We start from the raw sequence: 14,788 nt of genomic DNA, 5'->3' as shown, positions 1-14,788 counted from the left end.
TAAGCTAGGGCGGCTATGACCGACTCCACTGACATCACAACACAGGCTCATCAGGGCATTCAGACTCCGTACGAGGATTTGCTGCGCGAAATTCTCGCTGACGGAGCAGCGAAATCAGACCGCACTGGTACGGGCACTCGCTCAGTGTTCGGCCGCCAGCTGCGCTTTGATCTGAGCGAGGGCTTCCCGCTGATCACCACTAAAAAGGTGCACCTGAAGTCCATCGTGTACGAGCTGCTGTGGTTCCTCCGCGGCGATTCAAACGTCCGGTGGCTCCAGGACCGCGGAGTGACTATTTGGGATGAGTGGGCAGACAACAACGGCGACCTCGGCCCGGTCTATGGCGTGCAGTGGCGCTCCTGGCCCACTCCGGATGGGCACCACATCGACCAGATTGCACAGGCGCTGGAGACTTTGAAGTCCAACCCGGATAGCCGCCGCAACATCGTCAGCGCATGGAATGTCTCCGAGATTTCCAATATGGCGCTGCCGCCATGCCATCTGCTGTTCCAGTTCTACGTCGCAGATGGCAAGCTCAGCTGCCAGCTCTACCAGCGCAGCGCGGACATGTTCCTGGGCGTGCCATTTAACATCGCTTCCTATGCACTGTTGACGCACATGATGGCGCAGCAGGCGGGCTTGGACGTTGGTGAGTTCATCTGGACCGGTGGTGATTGCCACATCTACGACAACCACATTGAACAGTGCGAACTGCAGGTCTCCCGTGAGCCACGCCCCTACCCCACGCTGAAGCTTCGGAAGGCCGACAGCATTTTCGACTACGCTTACGAGGACATCGAGGTCATCGGCTACGACCCGCATCCTCTGATTCGCGGTCAGGTGGCTGTCTAAGTCAGCGAAAGGTGAGTGTCGACATGAACGAGTCCACCGCTTCCACCAGCGCAAAGCCCCCGTTTGTAGGGATGATTTGGGCGCAGTCTCGGGCCGGCATTATCGGCGACGGCGCGACTATGCCCTGGCATCTGCCTGAAGATCTTCAGCATTTCAAAACAACGACGATGGGCGCACCAGTCATCATGGGGCGTCGCACGTGGGACTCGCTGAATCCCAAGTTCCGTCCACTCCCGGGTCGTCGAAACATCGTCCTTTCGCGCTCCGTGTCCGATTTCCCCGGCGCTGAATCCGCAGCCAGCCTCGAAGCGGCACTCGCAGCCGTCGCCGACGAGCCCGCAGCATGGATTATCGGGGGCGGACGTGTCTATCGCGATGCACTTTCGCTTGCCGACGAATGCGTGGTCACCGACATTGATACTGATGTCAATGTCCCGGTACCGGTCATGGCTCCCGACCTCTACGACTGGGTTCGTGTCGAGGATGGCCCGTGGCAGACGTCAACGACCGGCCTACGCTACCGCTTCTGCACGTGGCGGCGTCTAGAGGATTAGCTTCCTTTAAAAGCCTCGGAAGGAAAGCCTCCGAAGAGCATCTGGGAAGGGTGCCGAGCAAGGCTCTGAGGTGGGGCTACTGCCCGGCGGACGTATTGCGCAATGGAATATCGGCCTTGGTCCGCGCGTTGGACTAAGTATGACTGATGTGAAGACTCCACAGACCACCGAACACGTGACCATTTACGCTGCGGCCTGGTGCCCTTTCTGCCAGAACCTCATTGCTGGCCTGAAGGAAAACGGCACTCCGTTTGAGGCTTGGGACGTCGAAAAGCACGACGACCTTTCGAAGTGGGTTGAGTCCGTCAATGACGGCAACCGCGTTGTGCCGACTGTGCTGTACTCCGATGGCGAGCACGCCACGAATCCGTCTGTGGAGGAAGTCACCGCTAAGTACGCTGAACTCTCCAGCAAGTAAGCGCAGCATAAGCGCATCGGTACGTTCTTATTGCACAGCCAAAAAGCCGAGCCCCACTTTCGGGGCTCGGCTTGTTTTAATTACGAGTGCGGCCGGTCATGTTGCCAGTCGCGATACCAGCATTAGTCCAGATCGTCGTGTGCCATCAGCTGACGAGCAGCCTCAGTAATCGAGCCAGACAGCGACGGGTAGACAGAGAAGGAGCTTGCCAGGTCATCGACGGTGAGCTGGTTGGAGACACACACAGCAATTGGCAGAATCAGCTCCGAGGCGGTCGGAGCGACCACCACACCACCGATAATCATGCCGGAATTCTTACGGCAGAACAGCTTGACGAAGCCGTGGCGCAGCGAGCGCATCTTCGCACGCGGGTTACCTGCCAGCGGGAAAACCTCAACACGAGCGGAGACCTCACCGGACTCAATCTGAGCCTGGGAGACACCAACAGTCGCAATCTCCGGGCGGGTGAACACTGCCGAGGAAACGGTGCGCAGGCGAATTGGCGAAACACCTTCACCGAGGGCGTGGTACATCGCAATACGACCCTGCATAGCTGCAACGGAAGCCAGCGGGAACAAGTCGGTGCAGTCACCGGCAGCGTAGATACCCGGCACGTTGGTGCGGGAAACACGGTCAACGTGAATGTGGCCAGACGGGGTCATTTTCACACCACTTGCGTCCAGACCCATATCCGCAGTGTTCGGAATCGATCCGACGGTCATCAACGCGTGGGAGCCGAAGACCTCACGGCCGTCGGAAGTGACGACGCGAACGCCGCCGTCCTCAGTGCGTTCGACAAGATCACAGCGGGCGTTCTTCACAACGTCCACACCGCGCTCCAGCAGGACCTCCTCCAGGGCATCTGCAGCGTCAGCATCCTCGTGCGGCAGGATGCGGTCACGCGAAGCGACCATGGTGACCTTCACACCCAACTCGGTAAACGAGGATACGAACTCAGCACCGGTAACACCAGAACCGACCACAATGAGGTGCTCCGGCAGCTCCTCCAGTTCGTAAACCTGACGCCAGGTCAAAATACGGTCACCATCAGGAATCGCACCCGGCAGAATACGTGGGGACGCACCGGTGCAGACCAGCACCAGGTCGGCTTCAAGAGTGACCTCGCCGCCCTCGAGCAAGTCGACGGTGACGTAGTGAGTTACACGGCCCGGGTCGTGGTCATCGAGACGACCGCGGCCCTGCAGCATCTTGATGCCCTCGCGCTCCATCTGTGCGCGAACATCGTCAGACTGCTGCTGCGCCAGGCGCTTAACGCGCTCGTTGACCGCAGTGAAGTCGATTTTACGCTGGGAGAAGTCCGGGCGAAGACCCATCTCGTCCGCACGGCGCATATCAGTACGAACGCCCGTCGCCGCGATGAAGGCCTTAGAGGGAACGCAATCCCACAGGACGGAAGAACCGCCCATCCCGGCATCCTCAACCACAGTGACTTCAGCACCGTACTTGGCGCCAACCAGCGCTGCTTCGTAGCCGGCTGGGCCGCCGCCAATGATTACGATCCTCTGTGCCACAAATCCTCCAAAGTTGCCGTGGATATCACAATGTAACTACCGCGGGAGGCATTTTCCCCGCTTTGCCCCAATAGTCTAACGGACAGTCATGGTTGACGGCGCGCCATCCTCATAGCGCGCGACAATGCCAGCGAAGAGTTTCACACCAACGCCCAGGCAACGCTCGTCCACGATTAGATCATCTCGGTGCAAATCGTGCTTGTCTCCACGACCGGACCAGCAGCCCAGACGAGCCATCGCACCCGGGACGTGCTCGAGGTACCAACCGAAGTCCTCGCCGCCGGACGACTGTGGGGCCTGAATGACAGCATTCTCGTCCACTCGTCGCACCGCTTCCGCAATCAGGGCGGTGCAGTATTCGTCGTTAAGCACAGGCGGCACGCCACGCTCGTAGTTGATGGTGCAATCGGCGCCGGTCGGAGCGAGGACCTGTTCAATCAGTTCACGCACCAGTGGATCGATGTCGCGCCAGGTCTTGATGTCCGCAGTGCGCAGGGTGCCACTGACGCTGCCTTCCGACGGAATCGCGTTGTGCGCGTACCCGGAGTGAACGGAGCCGAACGTCAGCACGGTGCCCGTACGAGGATCGACGCGTCGCGACAGCAAGCCCGGCAAATCTACAATCAATTTACCCAGCGCATAGACAACATCGGCCGTCATCTGCGGACGGGAGGTATGCCCGCCCGGACCATGCACCTGAATCTCCAGGGTGTCGGCTGCAGAGGTGATGGCACCTGTTCGAACGCCAACGTGACCGACACGTAACTTCGGCTCACAGTGGACGGCAAAAATACGCTCAACGCCATCGAGCGCACCGGCGGCAATAACTTCGGGCGCACCGCCAACCATGACTTCCTCTGCTGGTTGGAAAATGAAACGCAGCGGAGTAGGCAACGTGTGCTTCTCGTGGTACTCGGCCATAGCCAGTGCCGTCGCGAGTGTAATCGTGGTGTGAAAATCATGCCCGCAGGCGTGCATGACGCCATCGTTGGTGCTGGCAAACTCCAGCCCCGTGGTCTCTGTAATTGGAAGCGCGTCTATATCACCGCGGAAAGCGAGACGCCCCGGCAATTCACCTCCGGCTTCGCTACCGGCGAGTTCATCTTCACCAATGTCGACCATCAGGCCGGTGTTGGGAAATAGCACTGGTTTCAGCCCTGCAGCACGCAGCTTCTCCTCCACAAAAGCCGTGGTGGCGTGCTCCATGTGAGATAGCTCTGGGTGCGCATGAAGATGCCGCCGCCACTCAAGAATCTCGTTCGCGTGCTCGGCCCACCAGTGCTTAATAAACTCCTCAATCACAACTCTCCAGTGTAAGCGCTCCACCGGCAGGACGTAACAAGAGGCCTACCGACGACTGCGCCAGCGACAGCAGTGGCCGGCAAGCGTTTGAATATCAGCGCCAGACGTACACATGACCAGGAGCCACTTCTTTAACTTTAGCCTCTTCGATTATCAGATGTTTCACATTTTGAGGAAGTCTGCGATGATAATAGGCATGTCCGGCAATGGCACACCTAAGTCTCTCAGCATCCCCATCATCATCGTGGCCACAGCACTCGTGGTCGTCATCGGCATCGCCATCGGCCTGTCGCTGAACAATAGTGATGAGCCCCAGCGTCCGGAGGTCCCCTCCTCCTCGCAGCCGACGTCGCCCAGTTCGACACCGCCGTCCTCGACGAGTTCGACTTCTACGAGCAAGACGACCACCACGACGACAACTACATCGAAGTCCTCCGAGACGTCGTCAAGCACGCCGAGCACTTCGACATCTTCCTCGTCGTCGACGCCGAGCACCACTTCTTCATCATCCACGACGACGAGCTCCGAGCCGACATCAGCTCCGGAGGGACAGGACTTCGGCACTGGGCGCTCCGACTTGGACGGCCTGGGCTTCGTGGGCAGCTCCGCACGCTGCGACAGCGGCGACCGCGCCTTTGCTGTTGTCGCCGCTGAACAGGGAATTAAGGCTGCTGCTTGTGAGACACGCTCCGGCGAGAAGTACTACCGCTCGGATACACCACAGGGTTCCGGATCGATGGACATCATCGTCGATGAGGGCGACCGCGTTGTTGCACAAAACGGCTCGTACAAGTACCAGATGTCCCCCTCCGGAGTTCTTGTGACCAAGGACAACGAGGTCGTCAAAAAGTACGCCGCAGAAGCCTGGGGCACCGCCTAAAAGATCAGCTTAAAGATCAATGTTGCGGGGACCGTAGAGGCGGTCGCCCGCATCTCCCAGCCCCGGCACGATGTAGGCATCCTCGTTAAGATCCGGGTCCACCACAGTGGTGACAAGACGCACCGGGAAACCGGATTCCTTCAAGGCGTCGACACCCTGCTGTGCGGAAATGATGCACACGGCCGTGATGTTGTCCGCTCCGCGATCCGCCAACAGCTTCAGGGCATGCAGCAGTGAACCGCCGGTTGCCAGCATTGGGTCGACCAGGAAGACAGTGCGCCCGGACAGATCCTCCGGCAGCGCCTCGAGGTATGGCACCGGCTCATGGGTTTCCTCATTACGAGCCAGGCCAATAAAGCCCACCTGCGCATCCGGAATCATCGACAACGACGGATCAATCATGCCAAGCCCCGCACGAATGACGGGAACAATAATCGGCGGATCCTGCAGACGGTAACCCGGCGCGGTGGTGATTGGCGTCTGAACATCGAAGTTATCGACGGGCAGCTCCCGGCTTGCCTCGTAAATCAGCATTGCGCCCAGATCGGCGAGCGCCGCACGGAAGCCCGCGTTATCAGTGCGCGCGTCGCGCAGAATGGTCAAACGTGACTGTGCCAAGGGATGGTTGACAACGGTAATCTCCATGCCTTCCAAAATACATTGCTTTGCTTTTGCCGCTCTGGTGCCGGCATCGCAAGTTTCTGAAACCGCGTTCCCCAAAAAAGATGGAACCGAATCGGCCTTTTTCGCGCCTAACAATACGAGGGCTTTTTACTACGCCCCATTTGTGTAAGCCCGCTTACTACCAAATCCACTTACCACTCAGCCGCCGTCCGAACCCCGCTAGCCGTTCTGCCACAGCACTGAGTGTTTAACCACACGCGAATTTCCTAGAGAGGCCGTAAATCTTGTCCCGTCCATCACCGCACAGTCCCCACAGCCAATCATTTCTCTCTCCGGCCACTAGCGGGAATGACTCAGTCTTTACGCTGGTGCCAGAGCTTATTTCTGCCAATGCCGCGCGCCTTGACGCATTGTCGCAGCAGGACGGCGGCACTGCCTTGGACATCAGCGCACTGCACTCGCTTGGCGACGTCCCGTTTGCCGGCCCCTTCTGTCACGCTGCAGCCACTGCTCTACAGCACCAGCATGAGCATGTGGCTGAGCTGAATGAGTACGGCACCAGCGCTGCTCGTGCACTGAACGCTCTTGTCTCTGCGGTGTCCACTGCTGAAGATGCAGGCGCACATGCGTTGCAGTCCATCTCACCGAAAATGGGAGCCGTTGCAGCTCGCGGGATTGGCGGTGCGTGATGCTTCCCACCAATCTGCTTACGGAGGTCCCCAGCGCGATTGCACAACAGCTAAGTCCTGCCATCGCACCCGCACTGGCGGGACTTGCTGGGGCCGCAATCCCCGCCGCGAGTACTGCCTGGCGCTCAGTGGCAGATTCCGTTGACCGCAACTGGGGCGATGGTGCTGGTTCCGGGGCAGGAGCCGCGGGAACAAGCCTCAAACGGGCTGCAAATGCAGCAGCCGACTTGGAAGCTCGCGCCGGAACCATTGACAGTGACATTGCCAAGGGCCTAGCCGCAGTAATGTCAGCGGCCACTGATTTGGCCCGGATTGCCATGGATTTTGTTACTTCCGCCATGGGCTCGCTGACTGCGACGGCTGCGGGGCCCGCAGGTCTCGCCGCAACCGGTGCCAGCCTAGTCTCAGCGGCCAGTTCCGCGATCTCACAGGCCATTGCACGGCTCATGAAACTAGAACAAGAACTGCGACCTCTGGTGCAGTCGCTGATACAGCAGGCAAGCACCGCGGTGGACACCCCTGCCCCACCCCGTCCGACGCAGTTGGAGGCCCCAGCAACCACTCAAGCCGCCCTCGCTTCTACGTCTACGAACACCCCAGGATTGGCCAGCGCTACCGACGCTGCAGATGGTTCGGAGGCGTCGTCCGATTCGGGCGGCGCGCCGGTGCCTGCGGATGCGGGGGCTAGCGCGCCGACACCAGAAGCCCAAGCCGCGGTGAAGGCTGCACTCAGTGCCGTCGGAACGCCCTATGGTTGGGGCGGAAATACTCCGGGGCAGGCGCTCGATTGCTCAGGCTTGACGCACTGGGCCTACGGGCAAGCTGGTGTTGATATTCCCCGCACGGCAGAAGCACAGGCCGTCGGCCGACAGGTGAGCCAGGATGAACTGCTGCCTGGCGATCTTGCAGTGTGGGACGGCCATGTCGCCATGGTTATCGGCGACGGAAAGATGGTCGAAGCGGGCGATCCGGTACAGGTAAACCCCGTGCGTACAACCAACATCGGCATGCCGTTTAAGGGGTTCTACCGCCCGACCGGATAGTGCGGTGGGTATCTGCGTCGTAAAACTTCTAAGATAGGACTACGCAAACTTGCCACCCGTGGGGGCGCTGCAGGTATGACAATTTTTGAGTTCTAATAATCACCGACAAGCAGAAGGGCTGCGACGAAAACTATGGCCAGGAAAGGCATCGTTCCTATCGAACTCGAGCTGACCTCGGGCACCTTTTACACGTTGTGGGCTCCAAGCTGGCGTGAAGGTGGCTCCGAGTGGCAGGCTCTGCTCGGCCGCGGCGATGACATCTATTTGTTCTCATCTGCGGCAAAGCTCCTGGCTTTCCTTCAGTCGGATGCTCCTCACGACTTCACGCAGCACCCCAGCTGGCGCAACTTCAACCAGCAGCTACCGGGAGCGGCCATCGCGGCGCCACGCCACCGCTATGACCTGATTGGGCTGCCAGAAATTTTGGCCGGCCGGGCCGACTACGACCATGTTTCGCGCGCAGACCGCATTCTTGCCATCACTCGCTCGATTGGTGCGATTGCGGATCTCAATCCGATCAACCAGATGTTCGCCTCTCACTCTGTCCTGGCTGCCACGCAAAATGGTGCTGATCACTTCCAGGGCAATGGCGCCGCTCAGTGGTCGGCTATCGGCAATGTCATCTTGACCAACTGGGACAATTGCATTGACGCTATCGACGCCATCGGCGCAAATACTCCGAACATCGATGAAGAGTCTGAAACCACTGCTGCAGCCGCACTAAAGGAAGCAGAGGCCGCGGAGCGTGAGCGCCGTGAAGCCGCGGAGAAGAAGCGCGAAGAGGAAAAGAAGTCCGCAGAGGAGACCGTCGGCGATCCGTACGATCAGACGGTGTGGGCCAACGCTGGCATCGACCCGATCAAGATCTCCATCGCTGGCCGCACGCTCTACACCTTGCGTTGTTACATGGGGCGTCGCCCGCTATTCCTGGGCAGCGCCGGTGAGATTCACACGTTCTCGCAGCCACGCACGATGGTGCGTTGGCTGCTGGAGAACAAGCATCACGACATGTCGGCGCTGATGACGTGGGATGAAATCATCACTGCAGCCAACGCAGGTGAGCTAGAGGCCGTGGTGCACGAGGACAATGAGTACTCGTTTACCGGTCTGGCCGAGGATATTGAAAAGGGCCCGAACGCCGTGGACACCGCCCAGCTCGCCCGCGCGTACGAGCTACTCGCAGACGCCGCTGACTGGGCTGGTGATGATGCCGTGAACGAGGTACTGGCGGGCAATCAGCAGCTGCAGTGGCTGCTGAACTTCCTGCTGGACACCGGAGAGCTGTCCGAGCCAGTTCCGCCTTACGACGATGAGGCCAAGGGCTGGAGGCAGTTGGAGAAGGACTTGGCCGCTCGGTTTACGACCAAGATTTAGCTCCCACCCAGCAAAGCTGGCCGGCGCTGGCTAGTCCAGCGTCAGGTTCAGCTCATCTTCGGCACCGAAACCCGCACCGTTGACATCAGTTTCGATGTCCTCGTCGCTGTTGTCGATCAGCTGCAGGTAAGCGGGGTAAATAATGGTGTCCATGATGTGTTCGCGGGTCGGCAGATCCACGAATGCATTGTTTAGCGCATTCGAGGTCAGTTCGAACAGCTCGCTGTAGCCGTAGCCGAAGTTCTCCACCAGCTCCATGCACTCCCTGGTCATGGAAGTCGCACCAATCAGGCGGTTATCCGTGTTGACGGTGCAGGCGAAACTCATATCGTCGAGAAGCGAGAACGGGTGATCCGCAACGCTGTCACAGACACCCGTCTGAACGTTGGAGGTCGGGCAGATTTCCAGCGGAATCTGGCGGTCACGAATAGCGGAGGCAACCTCCTGACATTCGATGCCCTCGAGGGAAGCACCGAAGTCCTCGTAGATGCGCACACCGTGACCCAGGCGGCGAGCACCTTGCACGACAGCGTCCTGCAACGAATCCACACCGGCGTCTTCACCTGCGTGAATGGTGACCGGAATGAGGTTCTCCCGCAGCATAGTGAATGCTTCGGCGTGGTTAGCCGGCGGGAAGCCGTTTTCCGGTCCAGCGATGTCAAAACCGACAACGTACCCGTCGGAGTTCTTCCCGTAGTTGTCGATGACCAGCTGTGCGACTTCCTTGGAATTGTTATTCTGGCGCATCGCACAGACCAACAGACGTGCGGTGATGTGCTTTCCCTCAGCGGCAGCATGGGCTTCACCCTGCGCCAAGCCTTCGACCAGAGCGTCGATAACAGCCTGCATATCCAGGCCCTTTTCCAGATGGTTTTCCGGAGCGAGGCGCAGCTCAGCGTAGACAACGTTGTCGGCAGCCAAATCCTCAACGGCCTCACGCGCCACGCGCGTCAGCGACTCAGAGGTCTGCATGACGGCGCAGGTGTGCGCGAAGGCAGTCAGGTAGCTCGGCAACGAGCCAGAGTTGCCGGTGTCAATGAACCACTTCTCCAGTTCATCCGCGTCGGTGGTGGGCAGCTGATCGGTGTAACCGCAGTCCGCGGCCAGGTCGATAACGGTCTGCGGGCGCAGGCCGCCATCGAGGTGATCGTGAAGCAGTACCTTGGGCAGGCTGGCGACAACCTTGCGCATCTCATCGAGATTCGATGCCGAAGACTGTGTGTCCAGAGACTGAGCATCACTGTGCAAAGAATTAGTCATAATGGCTAGACTATCGGTACTGCGCCCTCCGCTTCTACTTCACTGCCGCGGAATCGTATTTCTGCTTTGCACAAAGGCTTTCTCTCCCCCGTTTCCCCCATCCACACACGAGAAATACGTCATTCCGAGTGGCGTTTTACTACCCTTATTTCATCATGTTTCCCTCTCGCCGCTACTCGTCTGTCGTTACGCTGCTAGCCACCAGCGCTTTGCTTCTGCCGAGCACTGCCCCCGCAGCCATGGCGCAGAGCACCTCGCTTACCGACGACACTCCGATTGTCGGCCCCGCACCTGACATCCGTGACACGGAGGGCTGCCCCTACAAGACCCTCCCACCAGCACCAGTGGACTCCTCGGAGGTTCCGGCTCCCGGCGAAACATCTCCCCCTCCACTTCCGGTTCCCCAAAAACCGACTGGAGGTAGCAAAATGTCCGCCTGCGGCATTGTCAGCGGTGAGGGGTTTGACGTCCCGAAAGACCTCTCCGCCTCTGCATGGACGGTGTTCGATTTGAAATCCGGCGATGTCCTTGCGGCGAAGGACCCGCACGGCCGCTACCGTCCGGCATCGATTATTAAGGTGTTGCTGGCGATGGAGGCGCTCGAGGATTTGAAACTCGACACCTCGGTTAAAGCGACATTCGAGGACGCGAACATGGAGGGCTCTCGTGTCGGCATCGTCGAGGACGTGAACTACTCGGTAGAAACGCTCCTGACTGGCCTGTTGCTCAACTCAGGCAACGACACCGGCCACGCGTTGGCCCGCGAACTTGGTGGCATGGATAAGACCACCGAAAAGGTCAACGCCCTGGCAAAGAAATTGGGGGCGACGGATACGCGAGTGGTCAACCCGACTGGTCTCGATGCCCCGGGCCAGATGACGTCGGCATACGACATGTCACTGTTCTTCCAGCACGCATTCAACAATGAGACCTATCGCAAGCTCTCGGCCACCCGCCTGGCCACCATCCCCGGAGACAAAGCTCTCGAGGTCGATGACTTCGAAATCGCCAACGACAATCAGCTGATTGCCCAGGACTATCCCGGCGCGCTTGGAGGCAAAACCGGTTTTACCGACGATGCCCGTCACACCTTCGCTGGGGTGGCTGAGCGCGACGGCCGTCGTCTCGGCGTCATCATCCTCGACGTCACTGTGGAGGATTCACCGCGCCCCTGGGAGCAGGCAGCATCGCTTCTCGACGCCGGCTTCGCGGCCCCGCAGGACAGCTCTGTCGGTGTCCTCGAAGCGGAAGCGACTGAGAATACGTTGGTAGAAAAATTGCCCGATATCCTGGACGACGAGTCAACAGGAACCGGGCTGAAAATTACTGTCAGCGCTGCCATCGTAGGTGTCATCGCATTGATTGCGATGGTCACCTACCGCTTCGGCAGACGCGATCGCGGCTAATTATTTCGAACCGAGCAGGCGGTTCAATCCGGACGGGTTGGCCGCTTCCGCACGGACGTTAATGACAGCAGGAGCAGGCGCATCCAGCTCCTCGTCGGCAAGCGCTTCTTCGGTCGTCGCGGTCCAGGCAGTGGCGTACATAGTGATGCGCCAGATGAGGTAGAAGACGACCATCAAACCGATGACCGGACCGAAAACTGCACCGGCCGGGTTCGACAGGGCGTTGGAGAAGAAAACGCTACCGAGCTGCTTGACAACCTCAAGGCCAATCGCACCGATAACCGCGCCCTTTGCCGCAGAGCGGAACGGGGCGCCCCCGCGTGGCAGGAAAGCGAGCATCCAGAAGAACAGCAGCCAGTTGGCGACGAGACCAATGGCGATGGCAATCAATCCTGCGATTATTGTGATTCCCGGGACATGGGCCAGACCAATCTTGTCCAGCAGGGACTGTGTCAGTCCGGAAGAGCCGGCCGCGGTGACAGCGAAGGTCAGCAGGATCATAACCAGCATGCCCAGCAGACGCAGCAGGTCGCGAACCTTTCCCATCACGAAGTTGCTAGCGCCCAGCGGGCGCTTCCACAGCTGTGTCACTGCGTTGGAGAGGTTGCTCATCCAACTAAGACCCGACCACAGGGTGGCAATGAAACCGACGGTGAAAACGCCACCGGCCTGATCGATCGCGCCTTCAATAATTGCGTTGATGGTGTCGCCCATTGACCCATCGATGGAGTCGGTGATAGCGGACTGGATTTGCTCAAGCAGCTGCTCATTGCCACGCAACACAAGCGCGAGGATGGCAAATGCCGTCATGATAAGGGGGAAAATCGACAGCACGGAGAAGTACGTGACAGCGGCGGCAAAAAAGTTGCCACCCTGCTCGGAGTAGCGCTCCTGCATCCGCATAACGTGATCGAACCACGCCCACTTTTCGCGGAGGCGGTCGATTGCGCCCGGTTCATCGGCGTGTACACGCTCGATGCCATAGCGGTCCGTTCTCTTCGGATCTTTTTGAGTAGAGGTTGCCATGTCCTCTACCTTAACGTGCCAGCTTTCGGTACGGAGACTGAAGCGCAGAGTCTACAGCTGAATTAACGGTTGGCAGCCTTCAGGAACCCGACGCGCTCGTACACATCTGCAAGTGTCTTGGCGGCAACTTCACGGGCGCGGTCAGCGCCTTCGGCCAGGATTCGTTCCAACTCACCGCGATCAGCCATGAGCTCCTCATAGCGAGCACGCAGTGGCGTGGTGAATGCCTCCAGCGCATCTGCGGTATCAGCCTTCAGCTGGCCGTAGCCTGCGCCTTCGTAGCCGGCAACGAGCTCGTCGACAGGCTTGTCGGTCAACGCCGACTGAATGACCAGCAGGTTGGATACGCCCGGCTTGTTCTCACGGTCGAAACGAATTTCGCCATCGTTGTCGGTAACGGCCGAGCGAATGCGCTTGGCAGAGACCTTTGGGTCGTCCAACAGATTAATAATGCCCTTCGGGTTTGCACCCGACTTGCTCATCTTTGAGGTCGGATCCTGCAAGTCATAAATCTTGGCGGAGCCTTCCATGATGTGCGGATCCGGCACCACGAAGGTTTTCTTGTAGCGGGAGTTGAAGCGCTGCGCCAGGTTACGCGTCAGCTCAAGGTGCTGGCGTTGGTCCTCGCCCACCGGCACCAGCTGTGGGCGGTAGAGCAGAATGTCGGCGGCCATCAGCATCGGGTACGCAAACAAGCCAGCGGAGGTGTGTTCCGCGCCCTGACGAGAGGACTTGTCCTTAAACTGCGTCATACGGCTGGCTTCACCAAAACCAGTCAAGCAGGTCAGCACCCATCCGAGCTCCGCGTGCTCGGGCACATGCGACTGCACGAACAGCACCGACTTCTCCGGATCAATACCAAGTGCAATCAGCTGTGCGGCACCTGCGATAGTGCGCTGACGCAGCTCCTTCGGATTCTGCTCGACAGTGATGGCGTGCAGGTCTGGAATGAAGTAGTAAGCGTCGAAGTCATCCTGCAGATTAATCCAGTTCTTCAATGCTCCCAGGTAGTTGCCCAGGTGGTAGGAATCTGCGGTCGGCTGAATGCCGGACAGAACGCGCTGCTTACGAGCACTCGGTGCAGGATTAGTTGCTTCAGGCCCCTTGCTTTCACTCATAGCCAATAAGTCTAGCGCGAGCTTCATAGTGGAGAGTCGGCGACGTACCCATTTCGACGACATCGCAGGCGTTACAGGAACGACAATCCTTAACATCCGGTCTTTAAATCGACGTCGACTACCGGGAAAGCGACTACCAAAAACTAGTCCTGACGGCCCTTGTACCCTTGCTCCACAACCATTCGATCGGATAGCAATTTAACGGTGCGCGCTGCAGCGGCTGGCGATTCCTCGGGGTACAGTGCGCGCACCAGCGTGACAGCCGGGCGGATGCCGTGTTCAGAGAGAACACGTCGAACGCGCTCGCGCTCCCCCTGGGTCAACTCCAGCGGCGCTACGGGAGGCCTGCGGGTGTAGGACACGACCATCACGACTCCCAGCAGAACAATGAGTCCGAGGGAAATCCACAGTGGCCACGCGTAGGCAAAAGACAGCACGATAAACGCAACGATGACACCGGAAGTCACAACCACCGGGACATTGACAGCAGTACCAGGATCGTTCTGCAGGCTCCGTGCGATGGCTTCCAAATCGGCCATCTGGTGCCGCTTGTTATCTCTCTCGCCGTTTTTCACTGTGAATGTCCTCTCCTTTCCGGGTCCGCACCGAGCTCGCTTCAAGTCTCGCGCAAATTCGCGCTTGGGCTTTACAGCAGCTGAAGTCCCATCAGTCCTTCTTCAAATCTTAGGCGCTCACGTCCCAAGTGCCGA

The 14,788-nt window shown here is 59.1% G+C and carries 15 protein-coding genes; 8 read left to right on the top strand and 7 right to left on the bottom strand.

What is annotated here, in order from left to right; genetic code table 11:
- Window positions 1-15: 15 nt before the first annotated feature.
- From HMPREF3042_RS01525 to HMPREF3042_RS01515, 3 genes are all read left to right on the top strand, one after another.
- The gene (locus tag HMPREF3042_RS01525; protein WP_070855871.1) at window positions 16-852 is read left to right on the top strand and encodes a thymidylate synthase; all 837 of its coding nucleotides are present in this window, start codon (window positions 16-18) and stop codon (window positions 850-852) included.
- A gap of 23 nt (window positions 853-875) precedes the next feature.
- The gene (locus HMPREF3042_RS01520; protein WP_070545717.1) at window positions 876-1,406 is read left to right on the top strand and encodes a dihydrofolate reductase; all 531 of its coding nucleotides are present in this window, start codon (window positions 876-878) and stop codon (window positions 1,404-1,406) included.
- Between the two features lie 139 nt (window positions 1,407-1,545).
- Window positions 1,546-1,824: a mycoredoxin gene (locus HMPREF3042_RS01515; RefSeq protein ID WP_038627805.1), complete on the top strand. Its 279-nt coding sequence runs from the start codon at window positions 1,546-1,548 to the stop codon at window positions 1,822-1,824.
- Window positions 1,825-1,946: 122 nt separating this feature from the next.
- Here HMPREF3042_RS01515 and HMPREF3042_RS01510 read toward each other — a convergent pair whose 3' ends face one another.
- Window positions 1,947-3,356 carry an NAD(P)H-quinone dehydrogenase gene (locus HMPREF3042_RS01510; RefSeq protein WP_038627803.1) on the bottom strand — a complete coding sequence of 470 codons (1,410 nt, stop codon included), beginning with the start codon at window positions 3,354-3,356 and terminating at the stop codon, window positions 1,947-1,949.
- Window positions 3,357-3,431: 75 nt separating this feature from the next.
- Window positions 3,432-4,658, bottom strand: a complete 1,227-nt coding sequence (locus HMPREF3042_RS01505; protein WP_070439059.1) for a M20 family metallopeptidase — start codon at window positions 4,656-4,658, stop codon at window positions 3,432-3,434.
- 196 nt (window positions 4,659-4,854) lie between these two features.
- Here HMPREF3042_RS01505 and HMPREF3042_RS10745 point away from each other — a divergent pair, with 196 nt between their 5' ends.
- On the top strand, window positions 4,855-5,538 hold the full coding sequence (locus HMPREF3042_RS10745) for a hypothetical protein (protein WP_141764773.1): 684 nt from the start codon (window positions 4,855-4,857) through the stop codon (window positions 5,536-5,538).
- 9 nt (window positions 5,539-5,547) lie between these two features.
- Here HMPREF3042_RS10745 and upp read toward each other — a convergent pair whose 3' ends face one another.
- The gene (upp, locus tag HMPREF3042_RS01490; protein ID WP_049171962.1) at window positions 5,548-6,183 is read right to left on the bottom strand and encodes a uracil phosphoribosyltransferase; all 636 of its coding nucleotides are present in this window, start codon (window positions 6,181-6,183) and stop codon (window positions 5,548-5,550) included.
- A 347-nt stretch (window positions 6,184-6,530) separates the two neighbouring features.
- On the opposite strand from upp, the gene HMPREF3042_RS01485 reads away from it, so the two are divergent.
- The 3 genes from HMPREF3042_RS01485 to HMPREF3042_RS01475 all read left to right on the top strand — a co-directional run bounded on the left by HMPREF3042_RS01485 (window position 6,531) and on the right by HMPREF3042_RS01475 (window position 9,268).
- Window positions 6,531-6,851, top strand: coding sequence for a hypothetical protein (locus tag HMPREF3042_RS01485; protein ID WP_070855869.1), 321 nt, complete (start codon window positions 6,531-6,533; stop codon window positions 6,849-6,851).
- Window positions 6,851-7,894 carry a C40 family peptidase gene (locus HMPREF3042_RS01480; RefSeq protein WP_070855868.1) on the top strand — a complete coding sequence of 348 codons (1,044 nt, stop codon included), beginning with the start codon at window positions 6,851-6,853 and terminating at the stop codon, window positions 7,892-7,894. The genes HMPREF3042_RS01485 and HMPREF3042_RS01480 overlap by 1 nt, the downstream gene beginning before the upstream one ends.
- A 132-nt stretch (window positions 7,895-8,026) precedes the next feature.
- On the top strand, window positions 8,027-9,268 hold the full coding sequence (locus HMPREF3042_RS01475; RefSeq protein WP_070855867.1) for a hypothetical protein: 1,242 nt from the start codon (window positions 8,027-8,029) through the stop codon (window positions 9,266-9,268).
- Window positions 9,269-9,298: 30 nt separating this feature from the next.
- Here HMPREF3042_RS01475 and HMPREF3042_RS01470 read toward each other — a convergent pair whose 3' ends face one another.
- Window positions 9,299-10,528, bottom strand: coding sequence for an adenosine deaminase (locus HMPREF3042_RS01470; RefSeq protein WP_070855866.1), 1,230 nt, complete (start codon window positions 10,526-10,528; stop codon window positions 9,299-9,301).
- A 155-nt stretch (window positions 10,529-10,683) separates the two neighbouring features.
- On the opposite strand from HMPREF3042_RS01470, the gene HMPREF3042_RS01465 reads away from it, so the two are divergent.
- A complete protein-coding gene (locus HMPREF3042_RS01465; RefSeq protein ID WP_210403422.1) occupies window positions 10,684-11,934 on the top strand; it encodes a D-alanyl-D-alanine carboxypeptidase family protein in 1,251 nt (416 codons plus the stop codon).
- Here HMPREF3042_RS01465 and HMPREF3042_RS01460 read toward each other — a convergent pair whose 3' ends face one another.
- The 3 genes from HMPREF3042_RS01460 to HMPREF3042_RS01450 form a co-directional block, all read right to left on the bottom strand.
- A complete protein-coding gene (locus HMPREF3042_RS01460) occupies window positions 11,935-12,960 on the bottom strand; it encodes a YhjD/YihY/BrkB family envelope integrity protein (RefSeq protein WP_070855864.1) in 1,026 nt (341 codons plus the stop codon).
- A 62-nt stretch (window positions 12,961-13,022) separates the two neighbouring features.
- Entirely contained in the window at window positions 13,023-14,078 is a 1,056-nt protein-coding gene (gene trpS, locus HMPREF3042_RS01455) for a tryptophan--tRNA ligase (RefSeq protein ID WP_049171954.1), read from the bottom strand.
- 143 nt (window positions 14,079-14,221) lie between these two features.
- The gene (locus tag HMPREF3042_RS01450) at window positions 14,222-14,653 is read right to left on the bottom strand and encodes a cytochrome c-type biogenesis protein CcmH (protein ID WP_141764772.1); all 432 of its coding nucleotides are present in this window, start codon (window positions 14,651-14,653) and stop codon (window positions 14,222-14,224) included.
- Window positions 14,654-14,788 lie beyond the last annotated feature (135 nt).

Source organism: Corynebacterium sp. HMSC074C05, assembly GCF_001838325.1.
GTDB lineage: Bacteria > Actinomycetota > Actinomycetes > Mycobacteriales > Mycobacteriaceae > Corynebacterium > Corynebacterium amycolatum.
This window is presented reverse-complemented; position numbering and strand designations above follow the sequence as displayed.

Bases quoted from the DNA above. Each gene is read 5' to 3' on its own strand.
- HMPREF3042_RS01525 (WP_070855871.1), top strand. From the start codon at position 16: ATGACCGACTCCACTGACATCACAACACAGGCTCATCAGGGCATTCAG.
- HMPREF3042_RS01520 (WP_070545717.1), top strand. From the start codon at position 876: ATGAACGAGTCCACCGCTTCCACCAGCGCAAAGCCCCCGTTTGTAGGG.
- HMPREF3042_RS01515 (WP_038627805.1), top strand. From the start codon at position 1,546: ATGACTGATGTGAAGACTCCACAGACCACCGAACACGTGACCATTTAC.
- HMPREF3042_RS10745 (WP_141764773.1), top strand. From the start codon at position 4,855: ATGTCCGGCAATGGCACACCTAAGTCTCTCAGCATCCCCATCATCATC.
- upp (WP_049171962.1), bottom strand. From the start codon at position 6,183: ATGGAGATTACCGTTGTCAACCATCCCTTGGCACAGTCACGTTTGACC.
- HMPREF3042_RS01480 (WP_070855868.1), top strand. From the start codon at position 6,851: ATGCTTCCCACCAATCTGCTTACGGAGGTCCCCAGCGCGATTGCACAA.
- HMPREF3042_RS01475 (WP_070855867.1), top strand. From the start codon at position 8,027: ATGGCCAGGAAAGGCATCGTTCCTATCGAACTCGAGCTGACCTCGGGC.
- HMPREF3042_RS01470 (WP_070855866.1), bottom strand. From the start codon at position 10,528: ATGACTAATTCTTTGCACAGTGATGCTCAGTCTCTGGACACACAGTCT.
- HMPREF3042_RS01465 (WP_210403422.1), top strand. From the start codon at position 10,684: ATGTTTCCCTCTCGCCGCTACTCGTCTGTCGTTACGCTGCTAGCCACC.
- HMPREF3042_RS01460 (WP_070855864.1), bottom strand. From the start codon at position 12,960: ATGGCAACCTCTACTCAAAAAGATCCGAAGAGAACGGACCGCTATGGC.
- trpS (WP_049171954.1), bottom strand. From the start codon at position 14,078: ATGAGTGAAAGCAAGGGGCCTGAAGCAACTAATCCTGCACCGAGTGCT.